Below are 26,413 nucleotides of genomic sequence, written 5' to 3' on the forward strand. Positions count from 1 at the left end.
ATCTGTCTTTGAAATAGCCTTTATATTCAGGAGGTCTGGGAATGATAATCGAAGGAAATCCAAAAGAAAAAGCAGCAATGGAAGAATTTCACAAGGGGAACCGTGCCGAAGGACTTCGTCTCCAGGAAGAGTTTGCCAGCGAGTTCCGTCAGGAGTACAAGAACAAAGATCACTGTCCGTGTCTGAAGGCATGCCGCTACCACGGCAACTGTAAGGAATGTGTAGCCATCCACCGTGCACACCAGGAGCATGTTCCAAACTGTATGCGCCCTCTTCTCAACAAGAAGATCCGGATTTTATCCGAGCTTACAGAACATACGATTGCAAATGAGATTGAACCGCCTCATGAAATTCTGCGCAAATAGAATGGCAATCGAAAAGGAGCAGGCCGTGACAGGCCTGCCCTTTTATTATATCTCTGTCTTTTTCTTTCCAATCCGTATTTCTTCCATCTTCTCTGTCATCTCTTCCGGCAGATGATCAAACAGATAATTTCCGGTCTTTCCTCCGGTTCGTTTCAGGTAGATTTCCCGGATTTCCGTGTTCGCCGCTTCGATTTCCTCCAGAAGTCCCATGGCGGACAATCTCTGCGCGCCCTGCCCCATAATGATGATCTGTTCCAGTCCATCGGAAGTTGCCACTGTCACATGGTATTTGCGTCCGATCTCATGGACAGTTTTTTCAATATACTGATCTGCCGTCTCTGCTTCTTTCGTGTACACTACATAGATATTGTGATATTTCTGCACTTCCCCTATATTTCCCGGCACTTTGTATGCATCGAACACAAGGATCAAGGTGTTTTTCTTGTAGCCCTGATAGTTGCTCAGAATGTCCATGAGTTTGTTTCTCGCCGCCTCGATATTGATCTTGGACAGTTCTTTCAACTCATCCCATGCAAAAATAATATTGTATCCATCCACAAGCAGATACTCTTTTTCGTCTTTGCGTTTCTTCGGGATATAGCTCTGTTCCGCCCTGGAAGCAGAGATCGTCTTCTTTTGAAATCCGTATTTTCGTTCCTTTCCCGGACCGTAAGTACGGGTAAATATTTCCTCCAGCTCTTTGTCGTCTCCCCATCCGTATCCAGCTCCAAGACTGTAGGTCCTTGGCTCTTTCTCAGAAACACTCTCTGTCTGTACCGCTTCTTTCAGACAGCTTTCCAGGTGCATGTATTCTTCTACCTTATCCCACTCTACATAGAATCCGGCTCCGTGGGCACAAAAAACAGATCCGGTCGGATTTTCCGTATCCGCCTCCGAATCATAAGCGATAGCCGCAATGACTTCCTCTGCATTGTGACAAGGCTCATACCCGCCAAGCATACAGGAGAATCGGCCTCTTCCTTTTGTGTAGGCCATGACCTCCATCTGATAGCCCTGCATTTCAGATACCGGGGCACTTCCTATCAAGACAGCCATATCCCCTTCATTCTCCGGCGTCTCGAAACTTCCGCTCATGCGCTGGATGTCCGCCATGGCCCGTCCGACCATCTCAGAAGGAACTTCCAGCGTAAATTCATACACCGGTTCCAGAAGGATGCTTTTTGCTTTTTTGAGTCCATGCCGGACAGCCCTGTATGTAGCCTGCCGGAAATCTCCGCCTTCTGTATGTTTCTGATGTGCCTTTCCTGCTGCCAGGATCAGTTTCATGTCCGTGATCTCGGATCCTGTAAGAACTCCCGGGTGTTTCTTTTCCGCCAGATGCGTAAGGATCAGACGCTGCCAGTTTTTGTCCAGGACATCCTCGCTGCATGATGTCTCCAGCACAAGGCCGCTTCCTGGCTCTCCCGGCTCCAGCAAAAGATGGACTTCCGCGTAATGTCTGAGCGGTTCGAAATGCCCGACTCCTTCCACCGTATCCGTAATCGTTTCCTTGTACAGGATGCTTCCGGTTCCGAATTCTACTTCTGTATGGAAGCGTTCGCTGATCAGGCTTTTGAGGATTTCAATCTGAACTTCCCCCATGACCTGGGCATGGATCTCGTTTGCATGTTCCCTCCACACAATATGGAGTTCCGGTATTTCTTCTTCCAGCTCCTTTAGTTTCCCAAACATGCGATGTACGTCTGTCCCTTCAGGAAGCTGAATCTGATAGCTCAATACTGGTTCCAGGACCGGGGCCTGGGCCTCGGGCTCAAATCCAAGACCTTCCCCGGCAAAAGTATGAGTAAGGCCTGTGACCGCGCATATCGCCCCGGCCTGCACTTCCTCCGCCGGCTCGAACCCAGCTCCCGAATATATGCGGATCTGGTGCACTTTTTCCTCCCAGCATTCCTGCTCTTTCGCTCCTTCCCTTTGGTTGGAAAGCAGTGTCTTTACTTTCAGGGAACCGCCTGTTACTTTCATGTATGTCAGTCTCGTACCCTGCGGATCCCTTGCTATCTTGTACACTTTCGCTCCGAACGTATCCGGATATTCCGGATATGAGGTGTACTTGGAAAATATTTCCAAAAAGTCTTCGACCCCCTCTGTCCGGAGTGCCGACCCGAAACAACATGGAAAAAGTCTGCGCTCCCGAATCAATGTCCTTACTGCCTCTTCCTCAATTTCCCCTGTCTCCAGGTAAGCTTCCAGCAGGCTGTCATCACAGACCGCGATGTTTTCCAGAAATTCTTCTCTTTTTTGTTCCTTTCTGAAATCAATACACCGCTCATCCAGCCGTTCTTTCAGCTCCTTTAAAAGCGTCTCTTTATCCGTGCCCTCCTGGTCCATCTTATTCACAAAAATAAAGACTGGAATTCCATATCTGTCAAGCAGTTTCCAAAGCGTCTCCACATGCCCCTGTACACCGTCTGCACCGCTGATAATAAGGATGGCGTAGTCAAGCACCTGGAGCGTCCGTTCCATTTCCGCCGAAAAGTCCACATGTCCCGGTGTGTCAAGAAGCGTAACCGCCTTCTCCCCGATGGGCACCTCTGCTTGCTTGGAAAAGATCGTGATGCCCCGGTTTTTTTCCAGTTCGTGCGTGTCCAGAAATGCATCTTTGTGATCCACTCTCCCAAGTTTTCTTATCCTGCCGCCGAAATATAGGATGCTCTCTGCAAGCGTCGTCTTTCCGGCATCCACATGGGCCAAAAGCCCTGTGCAAATATGTTTGGATGGATTTTTTTTCAATTTGTCTCTTCTATTTTCAGACGTATTTTCCATGAAAATACCCCTTTCTGTTCTATGATCATACATTCATAATCATATCACAGAACGGGGTATAAGTCGATAAAGTTTTCCGTCAATCCCTATGCATCCGCGCTGTCCAGGAATATTTCCATTTTACATTGTTTTCTCACAAAGTAGAAGCACACTGCCTGCATGAGAATCGTGATAATCCATGATCCCGGATAGGAAATAAACAAAAAGAACAACGATCTGTGGTGCGGGAAAAACAGATAGATCCACACGATCCTCGTGCCTACCGTTCCGATCACAGACAAGAGCATCGGTACAGCGGAATGTCCCATTCCGCGCAGGGCACCTGGAAACAGATCCATGATGCCGCAAAGGAAGTATGGTACTGTCGTGATAGACAATACCTCCACCCCGCAGCGGATTACTTCCGCATCTGCCGTATATATCTTCAGGATCTGTGCCCCGAATACATAAGCGCCCACTCCCATGACTGCAGAGACGCCCACCGACAGGATCATGCAGTCTGCCAGCACCCGGTCCATGCGTTTTTGCTTCTTGACACTGTAATTCTGACTCGTAAAGCTCATGCATGCCTGTGTGACTGCATTGACTGCCGCATACAGAAATCCGATGATATTGTTGGCTGCTGTGTATCCTGCCATTGCCGTCGCTCCAAAGGAATTGACAGAAGACTGCAAAAGAGCATTGGAGAAATTGATGACTGTGCTCTGTATTCCGGCAGGAATCCCTACCTGAAAAATTCGTTTCAAATGCTCCTTTTTGATGGTAAGCTTGGAGAAACGAAGCTGATAATCTCCTTCTGAGCTATGGAGACAGCGAATGACCAGAATACAGGAGATCATCTGTGAGGTCACAGTTCCGATGGCCACGCCGGCCACGCCAAGAGGGATCACTATGACAAGCAGAAGATCCAGAACCACATTGGCACATCCTGCGGCAATCAGATAAAGCAATGGTCTCTTCGTGTCGCCCACCGCCCGCAGGATTGCCGCCCCATAATTATAAAGCATAAAAAACGGCATCCCCATAAAATAGATCCGCATATAAACTACCGACAAGTCTATGACATCGCCCGGTGTCCCCATCAAAGTGAGAGCCATCCGGGATGCGCCGACTCCGACAAAAGCCATCACTATCCCGCTGATCAAGGCAAGCGTGATGGCAGTATGTACAGCTTCCGACATTTCTTTTCCGCGTCCCGCCGCATGATAACGTGCTGCAAGGACATTTGCTCCAAGCGAAATTCCGATAAAAAGGTTGGTAAAGATATTGATCAGTGCAGTGGTCGATCCGACTGCCGCCAGAGCCCGGCTGCCGCTGAATCTTCCCACAACAATGATATCCACCGCATTAAACATCAGCTGCAGAATACTGGAAATCATCAATGGGACAGAAAAAGAAATCAGTTTGTCCATGATCGATCCGTTGCACATGTCAATCTCGTATTTATTGTTTTTCAATGTCCGGCTCCCCCTCTCATTTGTCATCTTTCTCTACATTGTCCGGACTGAAAGATCATCTCTTGTTTTTTCTGTTCTTCTCATAAAGGATGGAAAGACCTTTCAGCAGCAGATCATCATCCAGAATGATCTCCCGCTTACAGTGCGGTATAATCTTTTTCGCCAGTCCGCCTGTGGCGATGACGGTCAGATTTTCGCCCATCTGTTCTTTCATCCGGTCGATGATGCCGTCGATAGCGGCAGCGCTGCTGTAAATAATTCCGCTTTTCATACACTCAATCGTATTTTTCCCGATGAGATGCTCCGGCGCTTCCAGACTGATACCGCTTAGCTGGGCCGCTTTTGATGTAAGAGAGTCCAGAGAAACCTGAATTCCCGGGTAGATCATCCCTCCCTGATAACGTTTCTCACTGTCGATGACGCTCACTGTCGTTGCCGTCCCCATGTCAAAGATGATCATGGGCGCCGGATATTCCGCTATTCCTGCTACCGCGTCCACAACAAGATCCCCTCCAAGGGATGCCGGATTGTCCATCCGGATATTGAGTCCGGTTTTTATGCCGGCTCCTACGATCATGACATCCAGTTTCAGGATCTTCTCGGCCGCAAGCTGAAAGGCTTTCGTGATCTGTGGAACGACGGATGCGATGATCCCTCCTTCCAGGTCTTCTCTGTGAATCCCGTAAATATCAAGAACGTTTTTGATATCGATCGCGTATTCCAGTTCCGTCTTTGTCCGGACGGTGGAAAGGCGCTCTATAAATACACACCGGCTGCCTTCCATGCAGCCGATGACGATGTTTGTGTTTCCTATGTCGATTGCTAAAATCATTTTGACACTCCTAATCTGGCTCTGATATTTTTCCTCATAAGAACTTTTCCGATGCAAAGGGTAAGAACCCCGGCCACAATGGCTTCCGGTACACCGTTGATCCCGATGACAGACAGGATAAAGCTGTATACGGCGGATTCAGCCACGTTGTTTGCTGCTGCATAGGCATCGCGGAAAAATACAAAAATAAGGTTCATCACAAGCAGTGTGTTGACAAGTGCGCCGCATACGCCTGACGCAATAAGTCCGGCGGCCGACACGCCCGTCTTCTTTCTGCTTTTCTCAAACAGCCGGTACACATAATATGGGAGGATACCCACCAAAATCCGTGGGACAAAACAGATGATAAGGCTTCCGATACCTCCGCTTACCTCTCCCAGGCTGTAAAACGGCGTAAAAACAAACGATGTAACCGTCGGGTTCATCGTATTGTTGATCAGGCTTGTCAGACCGAAGATAGCGCCAAGTGCCGCTCCTTTTTTCGGTCCCAGAAGCAGAGATCCCAGTATCACGGGAATATGGATGATAGTTGCTCTCGTAAATCCAAGCGGAATATATCCGAGGAAAGGGGTAAACGCCATAATGACGATGATGGCGCCAAATAATGCCACCTGGATCATCCCCTGTACTTTTTTCATACTGCTTCGTGCTGCGCCTGCAGTTGTTGATGTTGTTTGATTCATATTTGCCTCCTTGTTATCATTCTCCTATGAGATACAATACATCGGCACAGACATGTACTACTTCTGTCCGCACATCAAAATCCGGTCAAGAATCTGTACGGCTGCCTCCTCTTTTGACATTTTTTCGAGTGAGACTTCCTCATCCTTCGTAATGATCGTCACGACATTTGTATCGCCCGCAAACCCCGCACCTTCTACTTTCAGGTTGTTTGCCACGATCATATCCAGATTTTTCTTTTCGAGTTTCCTTCTTGAGTTCTCTATCATATTTTCTGTTTCCATGGAAAATCCGCACAGAAACTGTCCTTCTCTTTTGTTGTCGCCCAGATATTTCAAAATATCGTCGGTGCGCTCCATCGGAATGGACAAATCCCCTTCTTTCTTTTTGACTTTCTCATGGCTTACATATTTCGGCCGGTAATCTGCCACCGCCGCCGCCTTGATGATGATGTCCTGACGCGGCGCCTCGTCTTTTACCGCCTCAAACATTTCCTTTGCCGTGTGGACCGTGATCGCTTTTACAAACTCCGGCTTCGGTATGGCTGTCGGTCCGGTCACAAGCGTGACATCGGCTCCCCGTCTCATGCAGACTGTCGCCAGAGCATACCCCATCTTTCCAGTGGAATGGTTTGTAATATAACGTACCGGATCGATGGCTTCCTGTGTCGGCCCTGCCGTGACAAGCACACGTTTCCCAGCCATATCCTTCTCAAACTGGATCTCTCTCAGAATATACTCGAGGAGCAATTCCGGTTCCGGCATCTTTCCCTGGCCGGTATCTCCGCACGCCAGATATCCGCTGGCCGGGTCTACCACCTCGTATCCGAATCTTCTGAGCTTTTCCAGATTATCCTGCACGATCGGATTTTCAAACATATTGGTATTCATCGCCGGGACGACAATCTTTTTACACGGGCATGCCATGACCGTTGTCGTGAGCATATCGTCGGCGATTCCGCCTGCGATCTTTCCTATTACGTTGGCGCTGGCTGGTGCGACCATGACGACATCCGCCTGTTTCGCCAAAGCCACGTGCTCTACACTGTACTGAAAATTCCGGTCAAATGTATCGATCAGACATTTATTGCCGGTAAGAGTTTCAAATGTGATCGGATTGATAAAATTCGTCGCATTCTCTGTCATCAGTACGTGCACATCCGCCTCAAGCTTCTTAAGTGCACTTGCAAGTGACGCGATCTTGTATGCCGCGATACTTCCCGTCACTGCAAGGACTACCGTCTTTCCTTTCAGCATATAATCCCCCTTCCTGTAGCTTTTATAATCTCAAAGATCCGTTACTATTATAATTTCTGTCCCTGAAAAAAGCAAGCCATACATAAGCAGCCAAAATCTCATATATAATTTTGACTTTTCCTTCAAATCTTGGTATTCTTATACATAATAACTTTTTTGACACAAACCAGAGGAGGCTATGTTATGGAAATAAATATCCTGTATGATGATGTTGGTTTTCAGTGTCTTGACCACATTGAGCATCAGACGAATGATCTGTATCTGACTCGATGCGGTATCCAGGCATGTAAACCAAATTATTGCTGGGGACCAAAGCTCCGGCCGCAGTACCATATGCACTTTATTCTGGATGGAAATGGTTTCTTTGAGATTGACCATCATATTTACCATCTGAAGAAAGGGCAGATTTTTCTGATTCCTCCTAACACAATGTCGCGCTACTATGCGGACGGAAATGATCCCTGGACTTATGCATTCATCAGCTTCCAGGGCAACAAGGCATCCCAGTACATGGAGCAGGCAGGATTTTCTGCATCCCCTTATATCCGTGACTGCGTAGTCGATCCGGAAGAGTATGCAGCTATCGTTCGCCAGATGCTGAAAACCCATCAGCTTACCATCACGAATGAACTGCAGCGTGTAAGTCTCCTGTTTTCCATGTTTTCCAAATTGACTTCTTCTTACCATGCCTCGGATTCTTCTTATATACAGAAATCTCATGATTATCTGCCCGAGACATATTTTGAACATGCCCTGCAGTATATCCATATTAACTACGGAAAAAATATACATATACAGGATATTGCAGATTACATTGGAATTACCCGTTCTTATCTGTTTTACATTTTTAATAAAAAGCTTCAGATGTCTCCAAAAAAATATCTTCTGAATTATCGCATCGAAAAGGCAAAAACCATGCTTTCTTCCACCGATATTTTCATTAAAGACATCGCCCACCATGTAGGATACGAAGATTCCCTTGCATTCTCAAAAGTTTTCCGCAATGCGACCGGGTATTCCCCATCTGCATATCGGAATTATAAAGCAGGTGTTCCTGAAAAACAATAGGACCTTGTGTTCCTGATTCGGCACAAAAAACGGCGCCCTGACAGAAAGACACAAAAACTGTGTTTTCCTGTCAGGGCTCTTTTGCTCTATCCTCTAAAAAAGATAAGTATTATTTTTCATCATATATTCTTCTATTTCCGGTATGGTCCTTGGAATATTTCTGGAAAGATTTTCACATCCATTTTCTGTGATCAGACAGTTATCTTCTATCCTGAACCCAATTCCCCATTCTTCATGATAGATACCGATATCTACACAAAATACCATACCAGGGACAACCACTTCCGGCCGCTTTATCATGTCGTGACAGTCATATCCAATATGATGTGCGCCGCCATGCCACATATACGTTCCGATGTCTTCAAATTTTTTGCACACCCCGACCTCTTTCAACTGTTCAAAATTGTATTTTTTCGCTGTGGCGTCCACATCTGCCATTTTAAATCCCGGCTTTAATACCTCGAACATATAGTCTGAAGTTGCAAGCGCGCAATTGTACAGAAGTTTCTGTTTTTCTGTAAATTTTCCGTTGCAAGGCCAACCTCTGGATACGTCGTTGACGAGACCTTTCCATCTTGCTCCTACATCATTCAGAATCATATCTCCATCCTTTGCCTGTCCTTTATAGGAATAGTAATGGATGCAGAAATTGTTCTGTCCGGCAGAGATGATCGGCGGAAATCCGCTTCCCTCCGTGCCATACTGCCCCAGTACATAATCAAATTCCGCTTTGTACTGATGCTCGTACATTCCAGGTCTTGACGCCTTCATCATCGCCTTGATCCCTTCGCCTGTGATTGCTTCCGCTTTCCGGATCGCCTCAATTTCACATGGCTGTTTAATCGTTCTTAGCTTTCTTAATATCAGGTTGGCATTTTCCTGCTTCAGATATGGGTAAGCCGCCTGGACATGTCTTAAAAAGTGATGTACAGATGTATCAATATCGGATGTGCTCTCCTTAAAGGAGTCCGCATATAAGAACTCATACTTTCCGGAGACCGCAAGGCTATGAAAATCTGTCGCAAAATTGGAATCATACCCAAAAGATTCGATTCCTGAAATATCTGACGCTTCTTTGTCTTTGATCCTGCTTCCGCTCCATCTTTCTGCCATTGGATCCGGCGTGCGCAGATAAAGCTTTTCCCACACTTCGCCATCATCCTGCTTGCCCGCAAGAAGAACAAGCCCTTTTTCTTCGATTCCTGTCAGATAGAGAAAATTACGATTTCCGAAAAAATCATAACATTCATCTGCTGACTTTCTGATATCATCTCCTGAAAAGAATACCACAAGAGACCCTTTCTTCAGCTCTGCATATACATTTCGGCGATTTCCGCTGTAATATTCTCTCTGCATAACTTTGTCCTTTCTCAAAATGTATTTAACAGACACATGCTGTTATTGTTTCCCCCGGGTTTATATCCAGGGAAGTGTAGCTCACGGCTGCCCCATTTATTTTTTTCTGTTTTGCCGCGATCTGTTTTCCGTCAATCTGGATAAACGGATGTTCTCCGTAAAATCTGACCTCCCACACAAATGATTTTCCGCATACATTTGTCAGGGAAGCAAGCATATTTCCCTTATAAGATACTGTAAATTCCGTATCTCCTACTATGATATGCTCTGCCTTTATATCTTTGATTTCTTCTGGAAGCCTTGGAGCTGTCGCTATCCTATAATCCGGAGCATCCGGTTCGATACCCATCATCCCTTCTATGACCTGGGAGACAAATGTAAAAGAAATTTCCGGATAGTCTCCGTTTGTCCCCTGGCTTGGACGCTCATGCGGCTGATCTTTCAGCAATGTAATATACTTCATCCATTTCCATGCCTCATCATTTTTATGATATAAAAACAGCATGTCTGGAATGTACGTATAAGATTCCAGATTGTCCGGTGCCAAGGGTGCTGTTCCGATGCCGTCTCCCAGATTTTCTAAAATAAATGCAATATACTGTTCATTTCTTTTTCCCGGTTCCGTAATCATCTTCAACGGCATAAACCACGTATTTTCCGTCGCAAAATCACTGTATCTCTCTCCGTTTATCCCCCATGCACGGACATAGCCGCTTTTCATATTGTCTGTAACACTCCACACATTATTGAAATATGCTTTCAGTTCTTTTGCTTTCTCATACCATTTTTCTGCCGCATCTGCATTTTCTCTTTTTTCCATCATCGCAGCATACGCCAGTGTAGCCTGATACTGTGAACCAATGGAGTCGCCCGACTCCAAAAGCGGTTCGCCGCTTCGTTCGTTGTAACTGCATGTCCCGTCAAAAATACCTCCTCCGGTTCCTTGTGCAACACCGTTTTTGTTTGAATCATGGATGGCAATAAAGTCTGTCATAACTTTTGTATAAAAATTCCACAAGTCATCGTCCATTATATATCTCTCATCCCCCGACCACAGATACTGTCTGTATGCCTTTTCCACTAATTCAAACTGGACCGGAACCTCCCGCACGAAATATTCGTCGTTTTTAAAGTCGATCGTATGAGGTGTCCCGTCAAAATTAAATGCCCATGGAGTATACCATTTCCGTTCTTTTGTTGCCCCTTTTGCAAAGGTACGGAACATGGAGAAGTTCTCTTCATCCAAACCAGTCATATGCGCTCCAGCTGTCTGGTGCACAAAATCTCTGGAATAAAATGCGGTTCTGTCATAATAGCCTGACCAGTAAGAGGGAATGTAGTCATGCAATCCGGTATGATCCCCCTCCGGATGCGCTTCGTCTTTGTTTGTGATTCCCTGCTTACCGGTCATGACAAACTGCTGCTGTTTTTCAACTGCCCAGCGAAATGTTTTTTCAAGATACTCGTTGGAAGAATGTAATCTTACTTTCTTATTCTGCCTGCATTTTCCGTTGGTTACTTCTTCTTTACCCACTGTATGCTCCCTTTTATTCCTCTATTTTCTTTACATAAAACAGTCTTGAAAAATAATCTCCCTGCTGCTCTCTTGCAACACCCGGGATCCCTGCCGCACAGTCTGATACATTGAGTCCTGCATACATCAGTTCATCTCCGTAATGTACGCCTAAATCTGCCTTGCTGCCAAAGCATTCTTTTACTTCGTACTTTGCGTTTTCTTCCAGACCTTTCACATAAATTCTTTCAAATTTTCCCTGTGCCGGCTGCAAAGTACGGAAGTATGCCACAAGTCCTTCGCTTCTGTCTTCTGAGACAACCTGCCATGCAGAATTGTTGCCTTCAAACGGACTCTTCAGACGGTAAAATACACCCTGCTGGATCAGCGCTCTGTTTTCCTTCATGAACTGGATCTGTTCTTTCATCTGCTCCAGCTCTTCTTCCGGAAGCCTTGTAATGTCAAGCTCATATCCGAATGTACCAAAGTACGCCACATTAGCTCTCGTTTCAAGAGAAGTATTGCGGAATACCTGATGGTTCGGAGATGCTGAAACATGACTTCCAATGCTGCTGATCGGATATACATAAGATGTACCATACTGAATTTTGATTCTGTCCACGGCATCTGTATTGTCCGAAGTCCATGCCTGCGGTGCGTAGTACAGCATTCCCGGATCAAACCTTGCCCCGCCGCTTGCGCAGGATTCAAATAAAATTTCCGGGAATTCCTGGATCAGTCTTTCATATAAGCTGTACACGCCCAGGATATATTTATGTCTTACTTTTCCCTGATAACTTTTTCCGTTTCCATTTGAAAAGACTTCTGAGAATGCGCGGTTCATATCCCATTTTACATAGGAAACCGGTGCGTCTGTCAGTACTTTTCTCATCTGTTCATAAATATAGTCCACGACTTCCTGTTTGGAGAAATCCAGCACATACTGATTTCTGCTGTGGCAGTAATTTCGTCTGATATCAGCAAGAAGCCAATCCGGATGCGCACGGAACAGATCACTGTCTTTGTTCGTCATTTCCGGTTCAAACCAAAGACCGAATTTCAGTCCCATTTCTTCTACTTTCTTTGCCAGACCGGTAATTCCTCCCGGAAGCTTCTCCATATTCGGATACCAGTCGCCTAAAGAACAGTTGTCCAGATTTCGTTTTCCAAACCATCCGTCATCCAGAACGAACAATTCCACTCCGATCTCTTTTGCTTTTTCTGCGATATCCAGGATTTTTTCTTCGTTGAAATCAAAATAAGTTGCTTCCCAGTTATTGATCAGGATCGGTCTTACTTTATCGCGCCATGTGCCGCGGGCAAGTCTTGTTCTGTATAATTCGTGGTAGACCTGGCTCATTCCGTTCATACCGTTTTCTGAGTAGACCATTACCATTTCCGGTGTCTGAAAATGTTCCCCTTTTTTCAGTTCCCACCTAAACTCGTTCGGATGGATTCCCATGACTACTCTTGTCACATCAAAGTTATCAACTTCTGCCTGGGCAAGGAAATCTCCACTGTAAACAAGGCTGAATCCGAGTACTTCTCCGCTGCATTCATCCGCATTTGCTCTTTTTAACATCAAGAAAGGATTGAACTGATGGCTGCTGCATCCGCGCATGCTGTATATGCTCTGCACGCCATATGTCAGTTTTCTTGTATGCGGGTGGCGTTCCCTGTTCCATGCCCCTGCAAGCTCTACCATCTCGTATTCTTTGTCCGGTAAATCCAGACATCCGCTCATACAGTTCAACAGCGTAATTCCTGCTTCACATTCGCATTCGAAGCGGACATGACGTGTGATAACTGGTCTGTCACGGAAGATTGTATAAGATAAAATCATCTTTGTCTGGATCATTTCATCTTCCAGAACAATCTCCAGTGTATCTGCTTCTTCGTTATCTTCTACGTAAACTGCCGGAAGTCCTTCAAGAGCTTTTTTCCCTGCGAAAATTTCATGAGTTTTATATTTAAAATCTACAACTCGGCTTCCGTCTGCACTTTCCAGTTCAAAAGCCGGATATCTTGTATCCCCTGAACCGAAAGTTGGATATTCCTGTTTCAGGTGTTCGAGAGAAAAATCGCTGCGCCCTTCAAACGGATACGGGGCCATGTCTCTTCTTGCATATTCAATCAGATATCCAAAATCTTCTCTGTCTGTAAGATGCTTTCCGTAATAAACATGTCCCAACTGACCGTTTTCCAAAACCTTGATAATGTAGCTGATCTTTTCGTTATAAAGATGAAACTCTTTTGCTGCCTCGTGAAATCTGATTGCCATGTTACTCTCCTTTTCATTCTGTCTTTAAATAAAGGGAATCTATGCCAGGCAAAGATTCCCTTTGTATCATTTATTATTTGATGGCTCCGCCAGTACCTTCGATAATGTATCTCTGTGCAAATAAGAAGATTAAAATTGGCGGTACAATCATAATCACTGTGATACATAACATAGGAACGATCTCCTGAGAATATACACCCTTGAATGACGCAAGTCCTAATGCCAATGTGTATTTGGATCTTTCCTGCAGGAAAATCAATGGTCCTAAATAGTCGTTCCATGCAGCAAGCATATTCAGTACACCAACCAGAATCAGTGACGGTTTCATAATCGGAACATAAATCTTATAGAAGATCTGGAACGCATTGGCTCCGTCGATTCTTGCCGCCTCTTCGAAATCTTTCGGTACGCCCATCAGGAACTGGCGCATCAGGAAGATGTAGTATGCTGATCCAAACCAAGATGGAACGATCAACGGTTTCAGTGTGTTCAGCCATCCAAATGCATTAAATTCCATGTACTGCGGGATCATTGTAACGTCCCACGGAATCATCATAGTGGAAAGCAGTAACATAAAGAGGATATTTTTTCCTCTGAACTGGAATCTTGCAAATCCGTATGCGACAAGCGCTGCGGATACCATGGATCCTACTGCGGATCCTACCGTTACAAGCACAGAGTTCTTCAAAAATGTGCCGAACGGCTGTGCATTCCATGCGTCCACATAGTTCTGCCAGTTCCAGATATCCGGCAGGAAGCTTGGCGGATAAGCAACCGCTTCTGTTTCTGATTTAAATGTGGAAAAGAACATGTATACGAAAGGGAACAAAAAGTAAACTGCAATCAATGTCAAAATCACATACAGTACTACTTTTGTTTTTTTAGACATTTTCATTACTTTTTCCTCCTCTTTTTCTTTTTCGTTCCTGAGTTTACTTCATTTTCATAGAATACCCACATTGAGGATGATTTGAATACAAGAGCGGTCAGACAGAGAATGATGATGAACATTACCCATGCATTGGCACTTGCGTATCCAAGTTTATGGTGTCTGAACGCGTTGTTGTATGTCATCAGTCCGTAGAAGTAAGTAGACTTCATCGGTCCGCCTCCTGTCAACAGCATAACGAGTGTTACCTGCTGGAAGGAACTGATGATAGAAGTAATCAAGTTGAACAATAATGTTGGTGTGATGATCGGCAGCGTGATGCTGAAAAACTGTCTTACCGGTCCTGCACCGTCAAGTGCAGCTGCTTCGTAAAGTTCCGCCGAGATTCCCTTGATATTCGTATAGAATACGAGCATCATCGTTCCGACTCCGAATGCACTTACGATTACGACTGCCAGGATTGCCCATGCCGGATCCACCAACCAGTTTGGCCCCTCAATTCCGATCAGGGAAAGCAGATAGTTTAAGATACCATAATCACTGTTCAAAACCCAGCTCCAGATAACGGATGTCGCAACACCGGAAACAACGGCCGGGATGTAGAAAATCGTTCTGTAAACCTTGATCCCTTTCAACGGCTGGCTGATCAGCATCGCAAGGAACAGGGCGATACAGATATTCAGCGGCACAAAGATTGCCGCATATTTAATACTGATTGTAAGAGATTTCAGTACCTGCTTATCTGAGGTAAACATCTCTATGTAGTTTCCAAGTCCCACAAAAGTACGCTCTCCAACAACTGGCCAGTCAAAAAAGCTGATGCACAGAGAAAAGATCAGCGGTCCTAATGTGAAGACTAAGAATCCGATAATCCATGGCAAAATAAACAGATATGGTGTAACTGTCTTCCATTTAAATTTTTTCATGTGACTCTCTCCTTATTTTTTGGAGGGGAAGTGCCCTTCCCCTCCTTCCGCCCCACCCTGCAGATGGTCCGGATTCTTTCACTTTTATACTATTCGTGGCTTGCTACTACCTCATCCAGAGCTTCTTTTGGATCTGCAAGGCTGCTTGGATTGATAATGCTTTCAAATGCAAGCTGAATATCTGCATCGACTTCTGTCCATCCTTCTGCAATAAAGCTTGACGGAGTATATCCTGCACAGTTGTCAAGTGCTGTATAGAACGGTGCACAGTTCGGGTCTTCTCTGAGGGCTTCAGATTCAACAACTGATTTTAATGCCGGTAATTCTGTCTCGATACGGTGTTTGTTCATTTCTTCTCCTGTCCAGTATTTCAGGAATTCCCAAGCTTCTTCTTTGTGCTTGCTGTCTTTGGAGATTGCGATACCGGATGTATTGATGACACTGATGGAGTGTTCTGTTCCTTCAAACTTCGGAATCTGAACAATACCATAGTTCAGGCCTTCTTCTTCAAACTGTTTGATCGGCCATGTACCATCTACATACATTGCTGTTTTTCCACCCAGCATTTCTGTCTGTCCTGATTCTTCAGATGCGTATAATACGCCGTCTTTTTCCATATCCTGGAATGTCTTGAATACTTCAACAGATTTGTCGCTGTTGATGTTGCCGTCAAGTTTTCCGTTTTCATCAACAAATGCTGTTCCATTGCTCCACAGATACATTTCCAGTGTGTATGGAAGTGTTCCGATCGGAAGTGTAAATCCGTTTACACTGTCAAGTTTGGACTGAATTTCTTCAGATGCTTTTGCTACATCTGCCCATGTCCAGTCGTCTGTCGGGTAAGCTACACCAGCCTGATCAAACAGGTCTTTGTTGTAGTACATACAGGATGTAACCACGCTGACCGGTACGCCGTAAATCTTATCATCGATAGAGTTGTACGGCCACAGTGCTTCGAAGAAATTGTTCTTGTATTCTTCGCCTTCTTTGTTAATATACTCGTCCAGTGGTTCCAGACTTTCTGAGTATGTCGGGTAATCCCACATGTACATTACGTCCGGTGCATCCCCAGCTCCCATGCTGGCTGTCATCTTTGTGTCGAAATCAGATCCCCATCCTTCCAGGACAACTTCGATCTTATCCTGGCTTTCGTTGAACTTGTCAACACATGCCTGCTGATCATCCAGTACAGATGCGTCATCCCAAGTTGCAAAACGAATCTTCACTTTGCCGTCACTTGTTTTGTCGTCACCGCTGTCTTTTCCGCCTCCACATCCAAGGAGCATGGAGCCTGTCATGGCTGCTACCAGACCAACTGCTGCAAGTCTTTTCATTCTCTTCTTCATAATGTTACCTCCGTTTTTTTATTTTTCTTTTTTTATTTCAATCCGACCGGCCGTAGTGCATGAAAAGCTCTCGATTCCTTTCAGAATCCGCTCTTCTTCCTTCACAATTTCGCCGTAGCAATCAATCTGAACAACTTTCACTTCCGCTTCTTCATCCGTCTTCACATAAATCCTGTCTGATTTTGTTCCGTTTACGATGATTGTACATGCTTTTTGTGAATCCAGCTCAACTACCCGATCAGTTGAATACAATGCAACGATTTCCGTTGTGTCGTCTTTTACTCTGACTTCCGGATATAAGTTCTGAGGTTCTTTTGCTTCTATCGGAGCATCCTGCAGTAATGCTTTGTGCTCTCTCATAAACGCCATATAGTTCTGTACCATGGCTTTTTGTCTGTCATCCATCTTATCCAGTCTTACTGAAAACTGCATTGTTGAGAATAAAGAATCTACGATCTGCAGTGCTGCCACTTCCGGCTTCTCCCCATAATGCCATACGATCGGATCGGAATGTACTGCTGTCTCGCCGCTGAGCAGACGCAAGTCAACGCTGCCTACACGGTTTGCCAGTCCGGATTCCGGACAATCCACAACTCTCAGCATATTTCCATATTTTTTGATGGCAGGTCCGATATAGCGCTGTCTGAATTCGATCAGGATATCTTCCTTGACAGCTTTTAAAGCTTCCATCGTCTCGCTTAAAAGCTTATCCAGCGCGATCTGCAGGCAGACACAGTCCATATCTGCATTTGCCTTCGGTGTGTTGGCTCTTTCATAAAACTCATCGATGAAGTCCAGCTTCAGACCGTCTAATCCCCATTCTTCCACTGCTTTTACGTATATATTTTTCAAATATGTTCTGACTTCCGGATAACGGATATCAAGAACGCCTGCTTTCTGTTCTTCATCTACTGTGATAAGCTTGTCATGGAACAGATTCCACATTTTGGAATACATTCCCACATACGGGACACTGAACCACAGAAGGTATTTCATTCCCAATTTGTGGACATTGTCCACATGTTCTTTCATGTTCTTAATTTTCTTTTCCGTTACTTCCCAGTCTCCGCAGAATCCGTATCCACGGTTTGTGTCATCTGTCTGCCAGCCATCGTCCACGATAACTGTCTTAAATCCCATTTCTTTTGCGCGTCTGCACTCTTCTTCGACTTCTGTATCTGTAAATTCCTGATGATAAGAATACCAGAAAGAGTACATCGGGTCTTTTGCATCTTCCGGTACATGTGCGGATTTCATGCCGCAGTCGTTTTCCCACCATGCTCCCACTTCTCTGATAGACTGTTCATATCTTACATCTCTGAAATCCTGAAGAATCCGCACTTCATATTCCTTTTCATCTGTTGCTCCAAGGTAGATATCTATCTTGCATTTCATTGTTCCGTCTTCTTCATGCACGCCAAGATTCATTCTGACTTCTTTTAATGCCTCGGAAACGGCAACCGTTCCTCTGTTTTTTCCATCTGTGCTAAAAAACGTGATAACCGGAGCGGACACAGAACTCATAGACCTCTCTCCGTAACTCCAGTCTGCTTTCACTGTTCTGTCAAACCGGCAGGTCGGATGCCATCTTCCGGCAATATCCTGTACCGGGAAATTCCATTGCGCAGTAACAACTGCATCTGTTGTGTTTTCCGGAATATTTTCCAGGCGGATCACTTCTATCTGCCGTCCATCTGCCAGTATTTCCGTATTCTGTTTCAGTTCTGCATTTATGTTGCTTGTTACTTTCATTTCTTCCTCCCGCTGCTCTTTCTTTTCTATGCTGACTGCCTGTCTGAACTATATTTTCAACATTTAAAACTGTGTTTCTTTTACGTCCTCAATAATACCATTCACATGCCCTGTCCAAAATGGAAGAATGACCAAATTATATGTCCTAATGTCAAATTTTTGAGCATTTCAACATATTTTCATCGATATCTTTACTTTTTTTACAGCACTTTGTATCCCCTGACCAGATAACTTTCCTTCATGTTAGCTGAAAACTCAAAGGAAAATCGAGGTTACAGACAGCCAAAAACCATGAAGTTCAAAATTGAACTCCATGGTTCTTTCATACTGTTTTCCGGTTATCTTGTTACCAGCCGGTAATATGTCCTGGATGTCAGGCTGTAGATGACAAAATAGACACACCCGAAGACAAGCACTGTCACAACTGTGCAGACAGCAAAAAGATCAAGATTGACCAGATTCATGACTCTAAGCAGCCTGCAAAGCGCCGGGAATGCCACCGCCATGTGAATCGCTGCCAATATAAGCGGCAGGAAAAACACCTGAAGGATCTGCTTTCGTATGGCCTTTTTGACTTCCTCCCGACTCATGCCTACTTTTTGCATGATGTGAAAACGCTCTCTGTCATCGTACCCTTCTGTGATCTGCTTATAGTATATGATAAGACATACCGCTGTCACAAAAAGAATGGATAAAAAAATTCCTATAAAGAAGATAGATCCGTACTGTTCATAGTAATCCGTCCGGGCTGTATCTATCGAATCCACTGTCAGAAGACGTGGGACATCCTCCACAAGATGGTTTCTCAGTCCTTCGAAAAACATGTTCTTGGCGTCTGATGCTCCTTTTAAATCAAAGTAATACTCATACTGCACCGTTCGATATCCTGTAGTGGAATCTGCATACTGCGTATTATACATATCCCGGATCTCCATGACAATATCCAAGTCTTTCATCACTGCCACGACAAGATTGTCTGTCAAATACATCACTTCATTCCATGTTTCCGGGTTTTCCACCGTCTTTTTAATCTCCCATGTACGATCCTCAAGCTTCAGCTTATCCCCAAGCTGTATCTTTCCTTTTGTAAAGACTGCAGTTTCATCTTCTTCCAGAGACAGGTCGGCCCCCATCATACGGTTGTAGTCATCCTGCGTAAGAGCAAGGAAAAGAAAAAGATCCTCCTCCTTGCCAAGTACTTCATCAGACAGTCTCAGCTTTCCGTCGTCATATACGGCTCCCAGCCAGCACTGGGCGTATCCTCTTGCATTTACAATCTCCACCCCCGTCTCGTGGGCTCTTTTATCCAGAGATCGAAGAAGGGTATCCGGCGTCTGGGTCACGTCATCCATAATGTAACTTGTCTTATATTCTCTCGGAAAGCGAATTCTTAAAATGTCTTCTTCCCCCAGGTACATGCTCATGCTGGAAGAGATCGCCACAATGACTGCTGTGGACAAAATGCAGATCGTGGCAAGTCCAGCCGCATTTTGTTTCATCCGATAGATCATTCCAGATATCGTGATAAAATTTCCCGGCTTGTAATAAATCCGTTCCCGTTTTTTCATCCATTTCAGAAAGGCAATGCTTCCGGAAAGGAACAGAAGATACGTGGCCGCGATGACAAGGAGAACCGCCGGCAGGAAAACATTGATGGTTTCGTACGGACCGTTTGCCAAAAGCGCAAGACCATACCCGAATGCAAGGGCGGCAACTCCAAGTACAGCCAGAGCAATCTTTGCTTTTGGTTCACGTTCTCCTTCTCTTGCTCCTTTCATCATATCTGCCGGATTCATCTTCCAGACTGAGATGCTGTTATAGCAAAACAGTATGAAATAGATGACAGCAAATGTCCCGCATGTGGACAGTACCGAATCGAGAGGCACTGTAAATTCCAGGGTCGATGGGATGTGTATGATCTTCAGGAAAAGCAAAAACACAAGCTGGCTCAAAAGAGCTCCTGAGAAAATACCAAAGAACAGCCCCTTCCCCGCTGTAACCGCCACTTCCCAAAACATCATGACAATGAGGTGCCGTTTCTCAAGCCCAAGTATTCCATAAAGTCCGATTTCTTTTTTCCGCTGTTTCAACACAAAGCTGTTGACATAGACAAGGATCAGAAAAGTCATGAATACCGCTACCACCGCGCAAAAGCCAAGCATCATGTCTGTGTTGGACCCTTTGACCGTACCTGCTTTTTGCATCATGCTGCGTATACTTTTCAAGATATAATACATAGCGATGACGAGCGCGTTGGCCAGCATATACGGAAAATAAATCGTCTTGTTCTGGCGGATGTTCGTCATAGCCAGTCTCAGATACATGATTTTAAACATCTCGTTTTCCTCCCGAAGCCAACACTGTGAGTGTGTCCGATATCTTCCGGTACATTTCTTCGTGACTAAGGCTTCCCCTGTATAGCTCATGGTACACGGCTCCATCCTTTATAAAAAGCACACGGTCTGCATGGCTCGCCGCTTTTGTACTGTGAGTAACCATGAGAATCGTCTGGCCAGCTGTGTTTACTTTCTCGAACAAACCTAGAAGCTGATCTGATGCTCTGGAATCCAGCGCCCCTGTAGGTTCATCTGCCAGTATCATCTTTGGTTCCGTGATCAGTGCTCTTGCAATGGCCGCCCTTTGTTTCTGTCCACCCGACACTTCATATGGAAATTTGTCCAAAATGTCTGTTATCCGAAGCAGCTTTACAAGAGGCTCGATCCTGCGTTTCATAACTTCTGTCTTTTCCCCCGACAGAACAAGAGGCAGATAAATATTGTCCCTCAAAGACAGCGTATCCAGGAGATTAAAATCCTGAAAGACAAATCCCAGATTTTCTCTCCGATAAGCTGCCAGATTCCGTTCCGGGATCGAACGGAACGAAAGTCCATTCAGGATGATATCCCCCGCTGTCGGCTTGTCAAAGGATGCCAGAAGATTCAAAAGCGTCGTCTTTCCTGATCCGGACTCCCCCATGATCGCCACATATTCTCCTTCTTCTATCGAGAAATTGACATCTATGAGGGCTTCCGTCTGATTGCCTCCAAACCGGTTTGTATAATTTTTTTTCAAATGCTTTACTTCAAGCAGTGCCATCTGTTTGCCTCCTCTCGATCGTATCCCGATCCTTTTGACTATACTATACAAAAAAAAGAAAGCATCTGCCATCGATTCGGCTTACACTTTCTTTTTCCAAACTTACATCCATGTAAGGTAGGGAATGTTATGACTTCGTTTCCATCTATTCTGCACAGACTGCTTCCTTGCGCGTATCAATTACCACTTTCGTCCCTTTTCCCACCTGTGATTCCACTGATATTCGATGTCCTAAAAGATCGCATGTCCGTTTTACAAGGGAGAGCCCGATCCCGGTGGAACGCTTATCCAGCCTTCCGTTGTACCCAGTATATCCCCACTCAAAGATTCGCGGAAGATCCTCCAAAAGGATGCCGATCCCGGTGTCTTCTACGACCACAACGCCCGGTTCTTTGGCATAAACTGTGACACTTCCCTTCTTTGTATATTTTACCGCATTTGTAAAGATCTGTTCTAAAATGAATACAAACCATTTCTCATCCGTAAGTATATCACAGTCCAGGCCATCTCCCATCACGAAGGCAAGCTTCTTCTGGATAAAGAAAGAAGCGGTACGGACAGCCGCCTGCTTGACAAGGCTTTCCGCCAAAAAGTGATCAAATCGCAGGTCTTTCCCTTCCTTCCCAAGCTTCTGGTAATTGAGCGCCATCTCGATATACTGCTCTGTCTTGACCAGTTCCTGCCGCATAGCTTCCTGGTCAGCTGACGGCTCCTGTACGAGCAGACGCATGACTGAAAGCGGCGTCTTGATCTGATGGCTCCACCGTGTATAATAGAGATCTGCTTCCGCTTTTTCCTTTCGGATCTTTTCTTCTGCTTCCGCTTTTTCTCTCATCGTACGCCTGTAGAGTTCCTGATAAAACTGTTCAGCCTGGGTATCCCATTTTGGCAGACTGTCTATCTCTCGATATTTTTCTTCAAGAATCCCGGAAAGCTGCCTGCACTTCTTCTTCCATCTTCGAAAACCAACAATCCAGGCCGCTGCAAAAAGCGCTGTCGTCAAAACTGATGTATATACGAGGGGTCCATCCGGAAGATCATACAGGAAATAGACTGCCGCCATGATGAACAGGAAGGCAGCAAAAATCATCTCTTCCCCCTTCTTTTCCCATGCAAAAAGAAGGAGCTCGTTATTCTTCCACATAGTACCCTATCCCTTTCTTCGTCAGAATATAGCCACACAGCCCGATATCCTCCAGCTTCTTTCTGAGCCGCGTCACATTGACTGTGAGCGTATTGTCGTCGATGAAGCTCTCCGTCTCCCAGAGTCTCTGGATGAGCTGCCCTCTCTCCACGATCTTTCCCGCATTCTCCATCAGCACCTGCATGATCCGGAACTCATTTTTGCTGAGTTCCAGTTTCTCAGTCCCGTGAGAAAGCACTGCCGAAGACAAGTTCAGCGTAACTCCTTTGTGAGCAAGCACATCTGGTCTGGTATTCGCAAAGGCGTATGTTCTCCGCAAAACCGCCTGGATTTTTGCCACAAGCACATCCATTTTAAAAGGCTTTGCCACAAAATCGTCCGCCCCCATATTGATGGCCATGACAAGATTCATATCATCCCCGGCGGAAGAAAGAAAGACGACCGGTACATTGCTGATCTTTCGTATCTCAGTACACCAATAATATCCGTTGTAAAATGGAAGGGAAATATCCAGGAGTACAAGGTGCGGATCCGTCTTCCGGAATGTGTCCATGACTTGCGCAAAATCATCTGCCGCCTCAACAAGATATCCCCACTTTGTAAGATTTCGCTTCAGGATTTCCACAATTGTTTCATCGTCCTCAACAAGAAATATCTTATATTTCAACGTCGTTACCTCCCATCTTTTATAAACATATCCCTATTATACTGTTTGTTTTCAAAAATGTCAGCCTCCTGTTTGCAGACCTTCCCTCTTTCAATTGTAAACCTTTATTATTTTTAAGTTGACAATCAATATGCATATATACTATACTTCCTTTGTACACTGATATTTCGGAAATTCCATCACAAATACATTCCGACAGAAAAGGAGACTTTGCTATGAATTCACAGATTACTACAACTTCTTCCCATACAAAACAGCTTGTCACAATGGCTCTGATGACAGCTGTGCTCTGCATTTTGGCGCCGCTTTCTATCCCGATCCCGGTCAGTCCGGTGCCCATCAGTCTTACAAATCTTGTCCTCTATATCGGCATCTACATACTGGGGACACACCGCCTTCTTGGCAGTTACATCGTCTATCTCCTTCTTGGTATCTGCGGGCTTCCTGTCTTTTCCGGTTTCTCGGGCGGACTTGGAAAGCTGGCAGGTCCTACCGGCGGATATCTGGCTGGATTTCTCTTTCTTATTTTGATCTCCGGCTTCTTTATGAGCCGGTCCGAAGGACGTTTTCGTCTTGCCCTCCAGGCCTTTGGACTCATTCTCGGCTCCGCGGCAATGTATCTTTTCGGCACAATGTGGCTTTGCTTTCAGATGCATCTCTCCTTCGTGGACGGCCTTTTTGTCGGTGTGATCCCGTATCTTCCAGGAGATACGGTAAAGATCATCCTGGCTCTGATCGTCGGACCACTGCTTCAGAAACGACTTGCACGTTTTCTCATACAGCAATAAAAAAATCCTGCTGTCCGGCAGGATTTTTCTATTGATACCGCTAATAAAGGCTTCGGTAAATGTCCTCCATCTGTTCTTTTGTAAACCAGATATAGCTTTGGCCTAACAGCCGTTTCTGGCTTTCCTGCACACTCACTGAAAAACTGCGGATCTCTTCTTCTTTCATCCCGTACTCCCGGAGTGGTTTGCGCGGGATGATGCCGGACAGCAGCTCTTCCAGCTTTTTAAACACATCCTCTTCCCTGCATCCCAGCACGTTTCCAAGCATTTTTGTGAGCTGTCTGATCTTTCCGTTCGGCCTGCATGTCTGATATGTTTGAAACACTGCCGTCAGAAACTGGTAGTTGGCCTCTCCGTGCGTCACATGGTATGTGCCGGAAAGAGGATAAGACATGGCATGGACTGCACCTGTACCGGCGTTGGCAAAAGCGATCCCCGCAAGGTTGCTCGCCGTCAAAAACTCATCCAGCATTTCCATTCTAGCCTCTTTTCCTTCCGCCGTCATGCGCAGGAATCCCCGGATCAACAGATCGATGGCTTTCTCGCTGAACATTTCCGTGTACAGATTTGCCTTCGGGGAGACATATGATTCCATGGCATGAATCAGCGCATCGATCGCGCTTGTGGCAAAGAAAAAATACGGAAGCTCCCGCAAAAGTTCCGGTATGAGGACAGCCTTATCCGGAAAAAGAGCTGGATCTGCCAGGCCAAGTTTCGTGTGAAGGCTTGTGGCTTCCATGATCGAGACACTGGATACTTCCGATCCCGCCCCACATGTAGCCGGAACCGCGATCAACGGATATTTTTTTGTGATCTCAACCTCTTTTTTAAATATGGAGACAGCATCTGCTGTCTGCGGAATGCCCGTGACAAGGATCTTGGCCATATCGATGATCGCGCCTCCTCCTACTGCGATGATCCTTTTGCAGCCGCTCTTTTCAAAATCCGCCCTCAGCTTTTCTATCATCACATCGGTAGGTTCTCCGCTTCCATATTCATCTTTAAAATGCACACAGGCTTTTGGCTCATATTCTTTAAAATACCTGTCAAAAACAGATCTGCTGCAGAGCAGAAAATCTTCTTTTGTCATAGATGATTCCATAACAAATTCTTTCGCCGTCTCATATTTTACAATTTTTGTTGTCTCCCTGAATAATTCCATCTGTTTTCCCATTTCCTTTCCTGTTTTCTACAGGCTCCTTACATAGGCTGCGGCATTAATGGCGGCAATGGCTCCGTCTGAGACGGCCGTGGCCGCCTGCCTTACCTGCTTGACACAGATATCGCCCGCTGCGTAGACACCTGGGATTCCTGTATTCTGCTTTTCGTCCGTTACAAGATATCCGTCCTGCTTTGCCAATTCCGGATACAATTCCGTGTTCGGGACGGATCCTGCATAGATAAAAACCCCGCATCCTTCCGCATGTATGATCTCCTGCTCTTTTGTGTGCTCATCTGTCAGCACAAGCGTATCTGCCGCTTCCTTTCCACGTATCTCCGTGAGGCGGCTGTGAAGTCTTACTTCGATGTTCTTTGTCTTTTCCACTTTGGATGTAAATTCCGGTATAGCTCCAAGCTGATCTTCGAAATGGATGATCGTAAGCTTTCTCGCGTACTTAGCCAGGAAAAGCGCTTCCTTGATGGCACCGTCCGCTCCTCCTACCACGAACAGATCTTTTCCTTCGTAGCGCGCCGCGTCTCTTGACGCATTGAGTCCTGTCCCTTTTCCAAAGAACGTCTCCTCCCCTGGTATCCCGAGTTTTCGCGCTTTTGTTCCGGCTGCAATGATGACCGCCTTTGCCTCATATACAGACTGTTCTGTCGTGATCCTCTTGACAGGTTCTTTGAGTTCGGCCTTTATCACTTTTTCCATCACGATCTCCACACCAGCCTGTTCCGCCTGCTTTCTGAGTCGGTCTGCAAATGTACTTCCTGTCTCTCCTTCAAAAATTCCCGCATAATGAGTTACTGTGGAAACACTTCCCAGAAGTCCTCCAACTGCTTTTTCTTCCAAAACGATCGTGCGAAGTCCTCTGCTGGCTGCGTAGACAGCGCTGCTGATTCCCGCCGGTCCTGCTCCGATAATACAAATATCATACATCATTCATTCCTCCATCTGATTCTGTCCTTCATGCTTTCCTTCAGCATACCATAAATTTGTCATAAGAAAAAATGATATATTTTTATTATCCCATAAAATATTTTTATGTTT

The 26,413-nt window shown here is 45.5% G+C and carries 21 protein-coding genes; 3 read left to right on the forward strand and 18 right to left on the reverse strand.

What is annotated here, in order from left to right:
* The first annotated feature begins 41 nt into the window (after window positions 1-41).
* A complete protein-coding gene (locus FLB61_RS03435) occupies window positions 42-365 on the forward strand; it encodes an LPS biosynthesis protein (protein ID WP_087203032.1) in 324 nt (107 codons plus the stop codon).
* Between the two features lie 45 nt (window positions 366-410).
* On the opposite strand, the gene FLB61_RS03440 is transcribed toward FLB61_RS03435, so the two are convergent.
* The 5 genes from FLB61_RS03440 to coaBC form a co-directional block, all read right to left on the reverse strand.
* Window positions 411-3,149 (reverse strand): translation factor GTPase family protein, encoded by a 2,739-nt coding sequence (locus FLB61_RS03440; protein WP_221919410.1) that lies wholly within the window; start codon window positions 3,147-3,149, stop codon window positions 411-413.
* 86 nt (window positions 3,150-3,235) lie between these two features.
* The gene (locus FLB61_RS03445) at window positions 3,236-4,633 is read right to left on the reverse strand and encodes an MATE family efflux transporter (protein ID WP_246599093.1); all 1,398 of its coding nucleotides are present in this window, start codon (window positions 4,631-4,633) and stop codon (window positions 3,236-3,238) included.
* Between the two features lie 28 nt (window positions 4,634-4,661).
* Window positions 4,662-5,438: a type III pantothenate kinase gene (locus FLB61_RS03450; RefSeq protein ID WP_221919411.1), complete on the reverse strand. Its 777-nt coding sequence runs from the start codon at window positions 5,436-5,438 to the stop codon at window positions 4,662-4,664.
* A complete protein-coding gene (locus tag FLB61_RS03455; RefSeq protein ID WP_221919412.1) occupies window positions 5,435-6,121 on the reverse strand; it encodes an ECF transporter S component in 687 nt (228 codons plus the stop codon). Before FLB61_RS03455 ends, FLB61_RS03450 begins: the two co-directional genes overlap by 4 nt.
* 57 nt (window positions 6,122-6,178) lie before the next feature.
* Entirely contained in the window at window positions 6,179-7,375 is a 1,197-nt protein-coding gene (gene coaBC / locus FLB61_RS03460) for a bifunctional phosphopantothenoylcysteine decarboxylase/phosphopantothenate--cysteine ligase CoaBC (RefSeq protein WP_221919413.1), read from the reverse strand.
* 183 nt (window positions 7,376-7,558) lie between these two features.
* Between coaBC and FLB61_RS03465 the strand changes: the two genes are divergently transcribed.
* Complete coding sequence (locus FLB61_RS03465) at window positions 7,559-8,443, forward strand: AraC family transcriptional regulator (protein ID WP_221919414.1); 885 nt, start codon at window positions 7,559-7,561, stop codon at window positions 8,441-8,443.
* A 93-nt stretch (window positions 8,444-8,536) separates the two neighbouring features.
* Here FLB61_RS03465 and FLB61_RS03470 read toward each other — a convergent pair whose 3' ends face one another.
* The 11 genes from FLB61_RS03470 to FLB61_RS03520 form a co-directional block, all read right to left on the reverse strand.
* Window positions 8,537-9,799, reverse strand: coding sequence for an aminopeptidase P N-terminal domain-containing protein (locus tag FLB61_RS03470; protein WP_221919415.1), 1,263 nt, complete (start codon window positions 9,797-9,799; stop codon window positions 8,537-8,539).
* Window positions 9,800-9,824: 25 nt separating this feature from the next.
* Window positions 9,825-11,333 carry a hypothetical protein gene (locus tag FLB61_RS03475; protein ID WP_221919416.1) on the reverse strand — a complete coding sequence of 503 codons (1,509 nt, stop codon included), beginning with the start codon at window positions 11,331-11,333 and terminating at the stop codon, window positions 9,825-9,827.
* Between the two features lie 13 nt (window positions 11,334-11,346).
* Window positions 11,347-13,593: an alpha-galactosidase gene (locus FLB61_RS03480; protein WP_221919417.1), complete on the reverse strand. Its 2,247-nt coding sequence runs from the start codon at window positions 13,591-13,593 to the stop codon at window positions 11,347-11,349.
* Between the two features lie 73 nt (window positions 13,594-13,666).
* The gene (locus FLB61_RS03485; RefSeq protein WP_221919418.1) at window positions 13,667-14,488 is read right to left on the reverse strand and encodes a carbohydrate ABC transporter permease; all 822 of its coding nucleotides are present in this window, start codon (window positions 14,486-14,488) and stop codon (window positions 13,667-13,669) included.
* A complete protein-coding gene (locus FLB61_RS03490; RefSeq protein WP_221919419.1) occupies window positions 14,488-15,408 on the reverse strand; it encodes a carbohydrate ABC transporter permease in 921 nt (306 codons plus the stop codon). Before FLB61_RS03490 ends, FLB61_RS03485 begins: the two co-directional genes overlap by 1 nt.
* A gap of 89 nt (window positions 15,409-15,497) precedes the next feature.
* On the reverse strand, window positions 15,498-16,754 hold the full coding sequence (locus tag FLB61_RS03495) for an ABC transporter substrate-binding protein (RefSeq protein WP_221919420.1): 1,257 nt from the start codon (window positions 16,752-16,754) through the stop codon (window positions 15,498-15,500).
* An 18-nt stretch (window positions 16,755-16,772) separates the two neighbouring features.
* Window positions 16,773-18,506, reverse strand: coding sequence for a glycoside hydrolase family 36 protein (locus tag FLB61_RS03500; protein ID WP_221919421.1), 1,734 nt, complete (start codon window positions 18,504-18,506; stop codon window positions 16,773-16,775).
* A 338-nt stretch (window positions 18,507-18,844) separates the two neighbouring features.
* A complete protein-coding gene (locus FLB61_RS03505; protein ID WP_158096507.1) occupies window positions 18,845-20,842 on the reverse strand; it encodes an FtsX-like permease family protein in 1,998 nt (665 codons plus the stop codon).
* Window positions 20,835-21,602 carry an ABC transporter ATP-binding protein gene (locus FLB61_RS03510; protein ID WP_221919422.1) on the reverse strand — a complete coding sequence of 256 codons (768 nt, stop codon included), beginning with the start codon at window positions 21,600-21,602 and terminating at the stop codon, window positions 20,835-20,837. Before FLB61_RS03510 ends, FLB61_RS03505 begins: the two co-directional genes overlap by 8 nt.
* Window positions 21,603-21,747: 145 nt before the next feature.
* The gene (locus FLB61_RS03515; RefSeq protein ID WP_087201792.1) at window positions 21,748-22,746 is read right to left on the reverse strand and encodes a sensor histidine kinase; all 999 of its coding nucleotides are present in this window, start codon (window positions 22,744-22,746) and stop codon (window positions 21,748-21,750) included.
* Entirely contained in the window at window positions 22,733-23,413 is a 681-nt protein-coding gene (locus FLB61_RS03520; protein ID WP_087209599.1) for a response regulator transcription factor, read from the reverse strand. Before FLB61_RS03520 ends, FLB61_RS03515 begins: the two co-directional genes overlap by 14 nt.
* A 215-nt stretch (window positions 23,414-23,628) precedes the next feature.
* Between FLB61_RS03520 and FLB61_RS03525 the strand changes: the two genes are divergently transcribed.
* On the forward strand, window positions 23,629-24,201 hold the full coding sequence (locus tag FLB61_RS03525) for a biotin transporter BioY (protein WP_221919423.1): 573 nt from the start codon (window positions 23,629-23,631) through the stop codon (window positions 24,199-24,201).
* Between the two features lie 40 nt (window positions 24,202-24,241).
* Here FLB61_RS03525 and FLB61_RS03530 read toward each other — a convergent pair whose 3' ends face one another.
* A complete protein-coding gene (locus tag FLB61_RS03530; protein WP_246599094.1) occupies window positions 24,242-25,375 on the reverse strand; it encodes a 4-hydroxybutyrate dehydrogenase in 1,134 nt (377 codons plus the stop codon).
* Window positions 25,376-25,390: 15 nt separating this feature from the next.
* On the reverse strand, window positions 25,391-26,305 hold the full coding sequence (locus FLB61_RS03535) for an NAD(P)/FAD-dependent oxidoreductase (RefSeq protein ID WP_318255628.1): 915 nt from the start codon (window positions 26,303-26,305) through the stop codon (window positions 25,391-25,393).
* Window positions 26,306-26,413: the final 108 nt, after the last annotated feature.

This window comes from Sellimonas caecigallum (genome assembly GCF_019754295.1).
In the GTDB taxonomy this organism is placed as follows: Bacteria; Bacillota; Clostridia; order Lachnospirales; family Lachnospiraceae; genus Sellimonas; species Sellimonas caecigallum.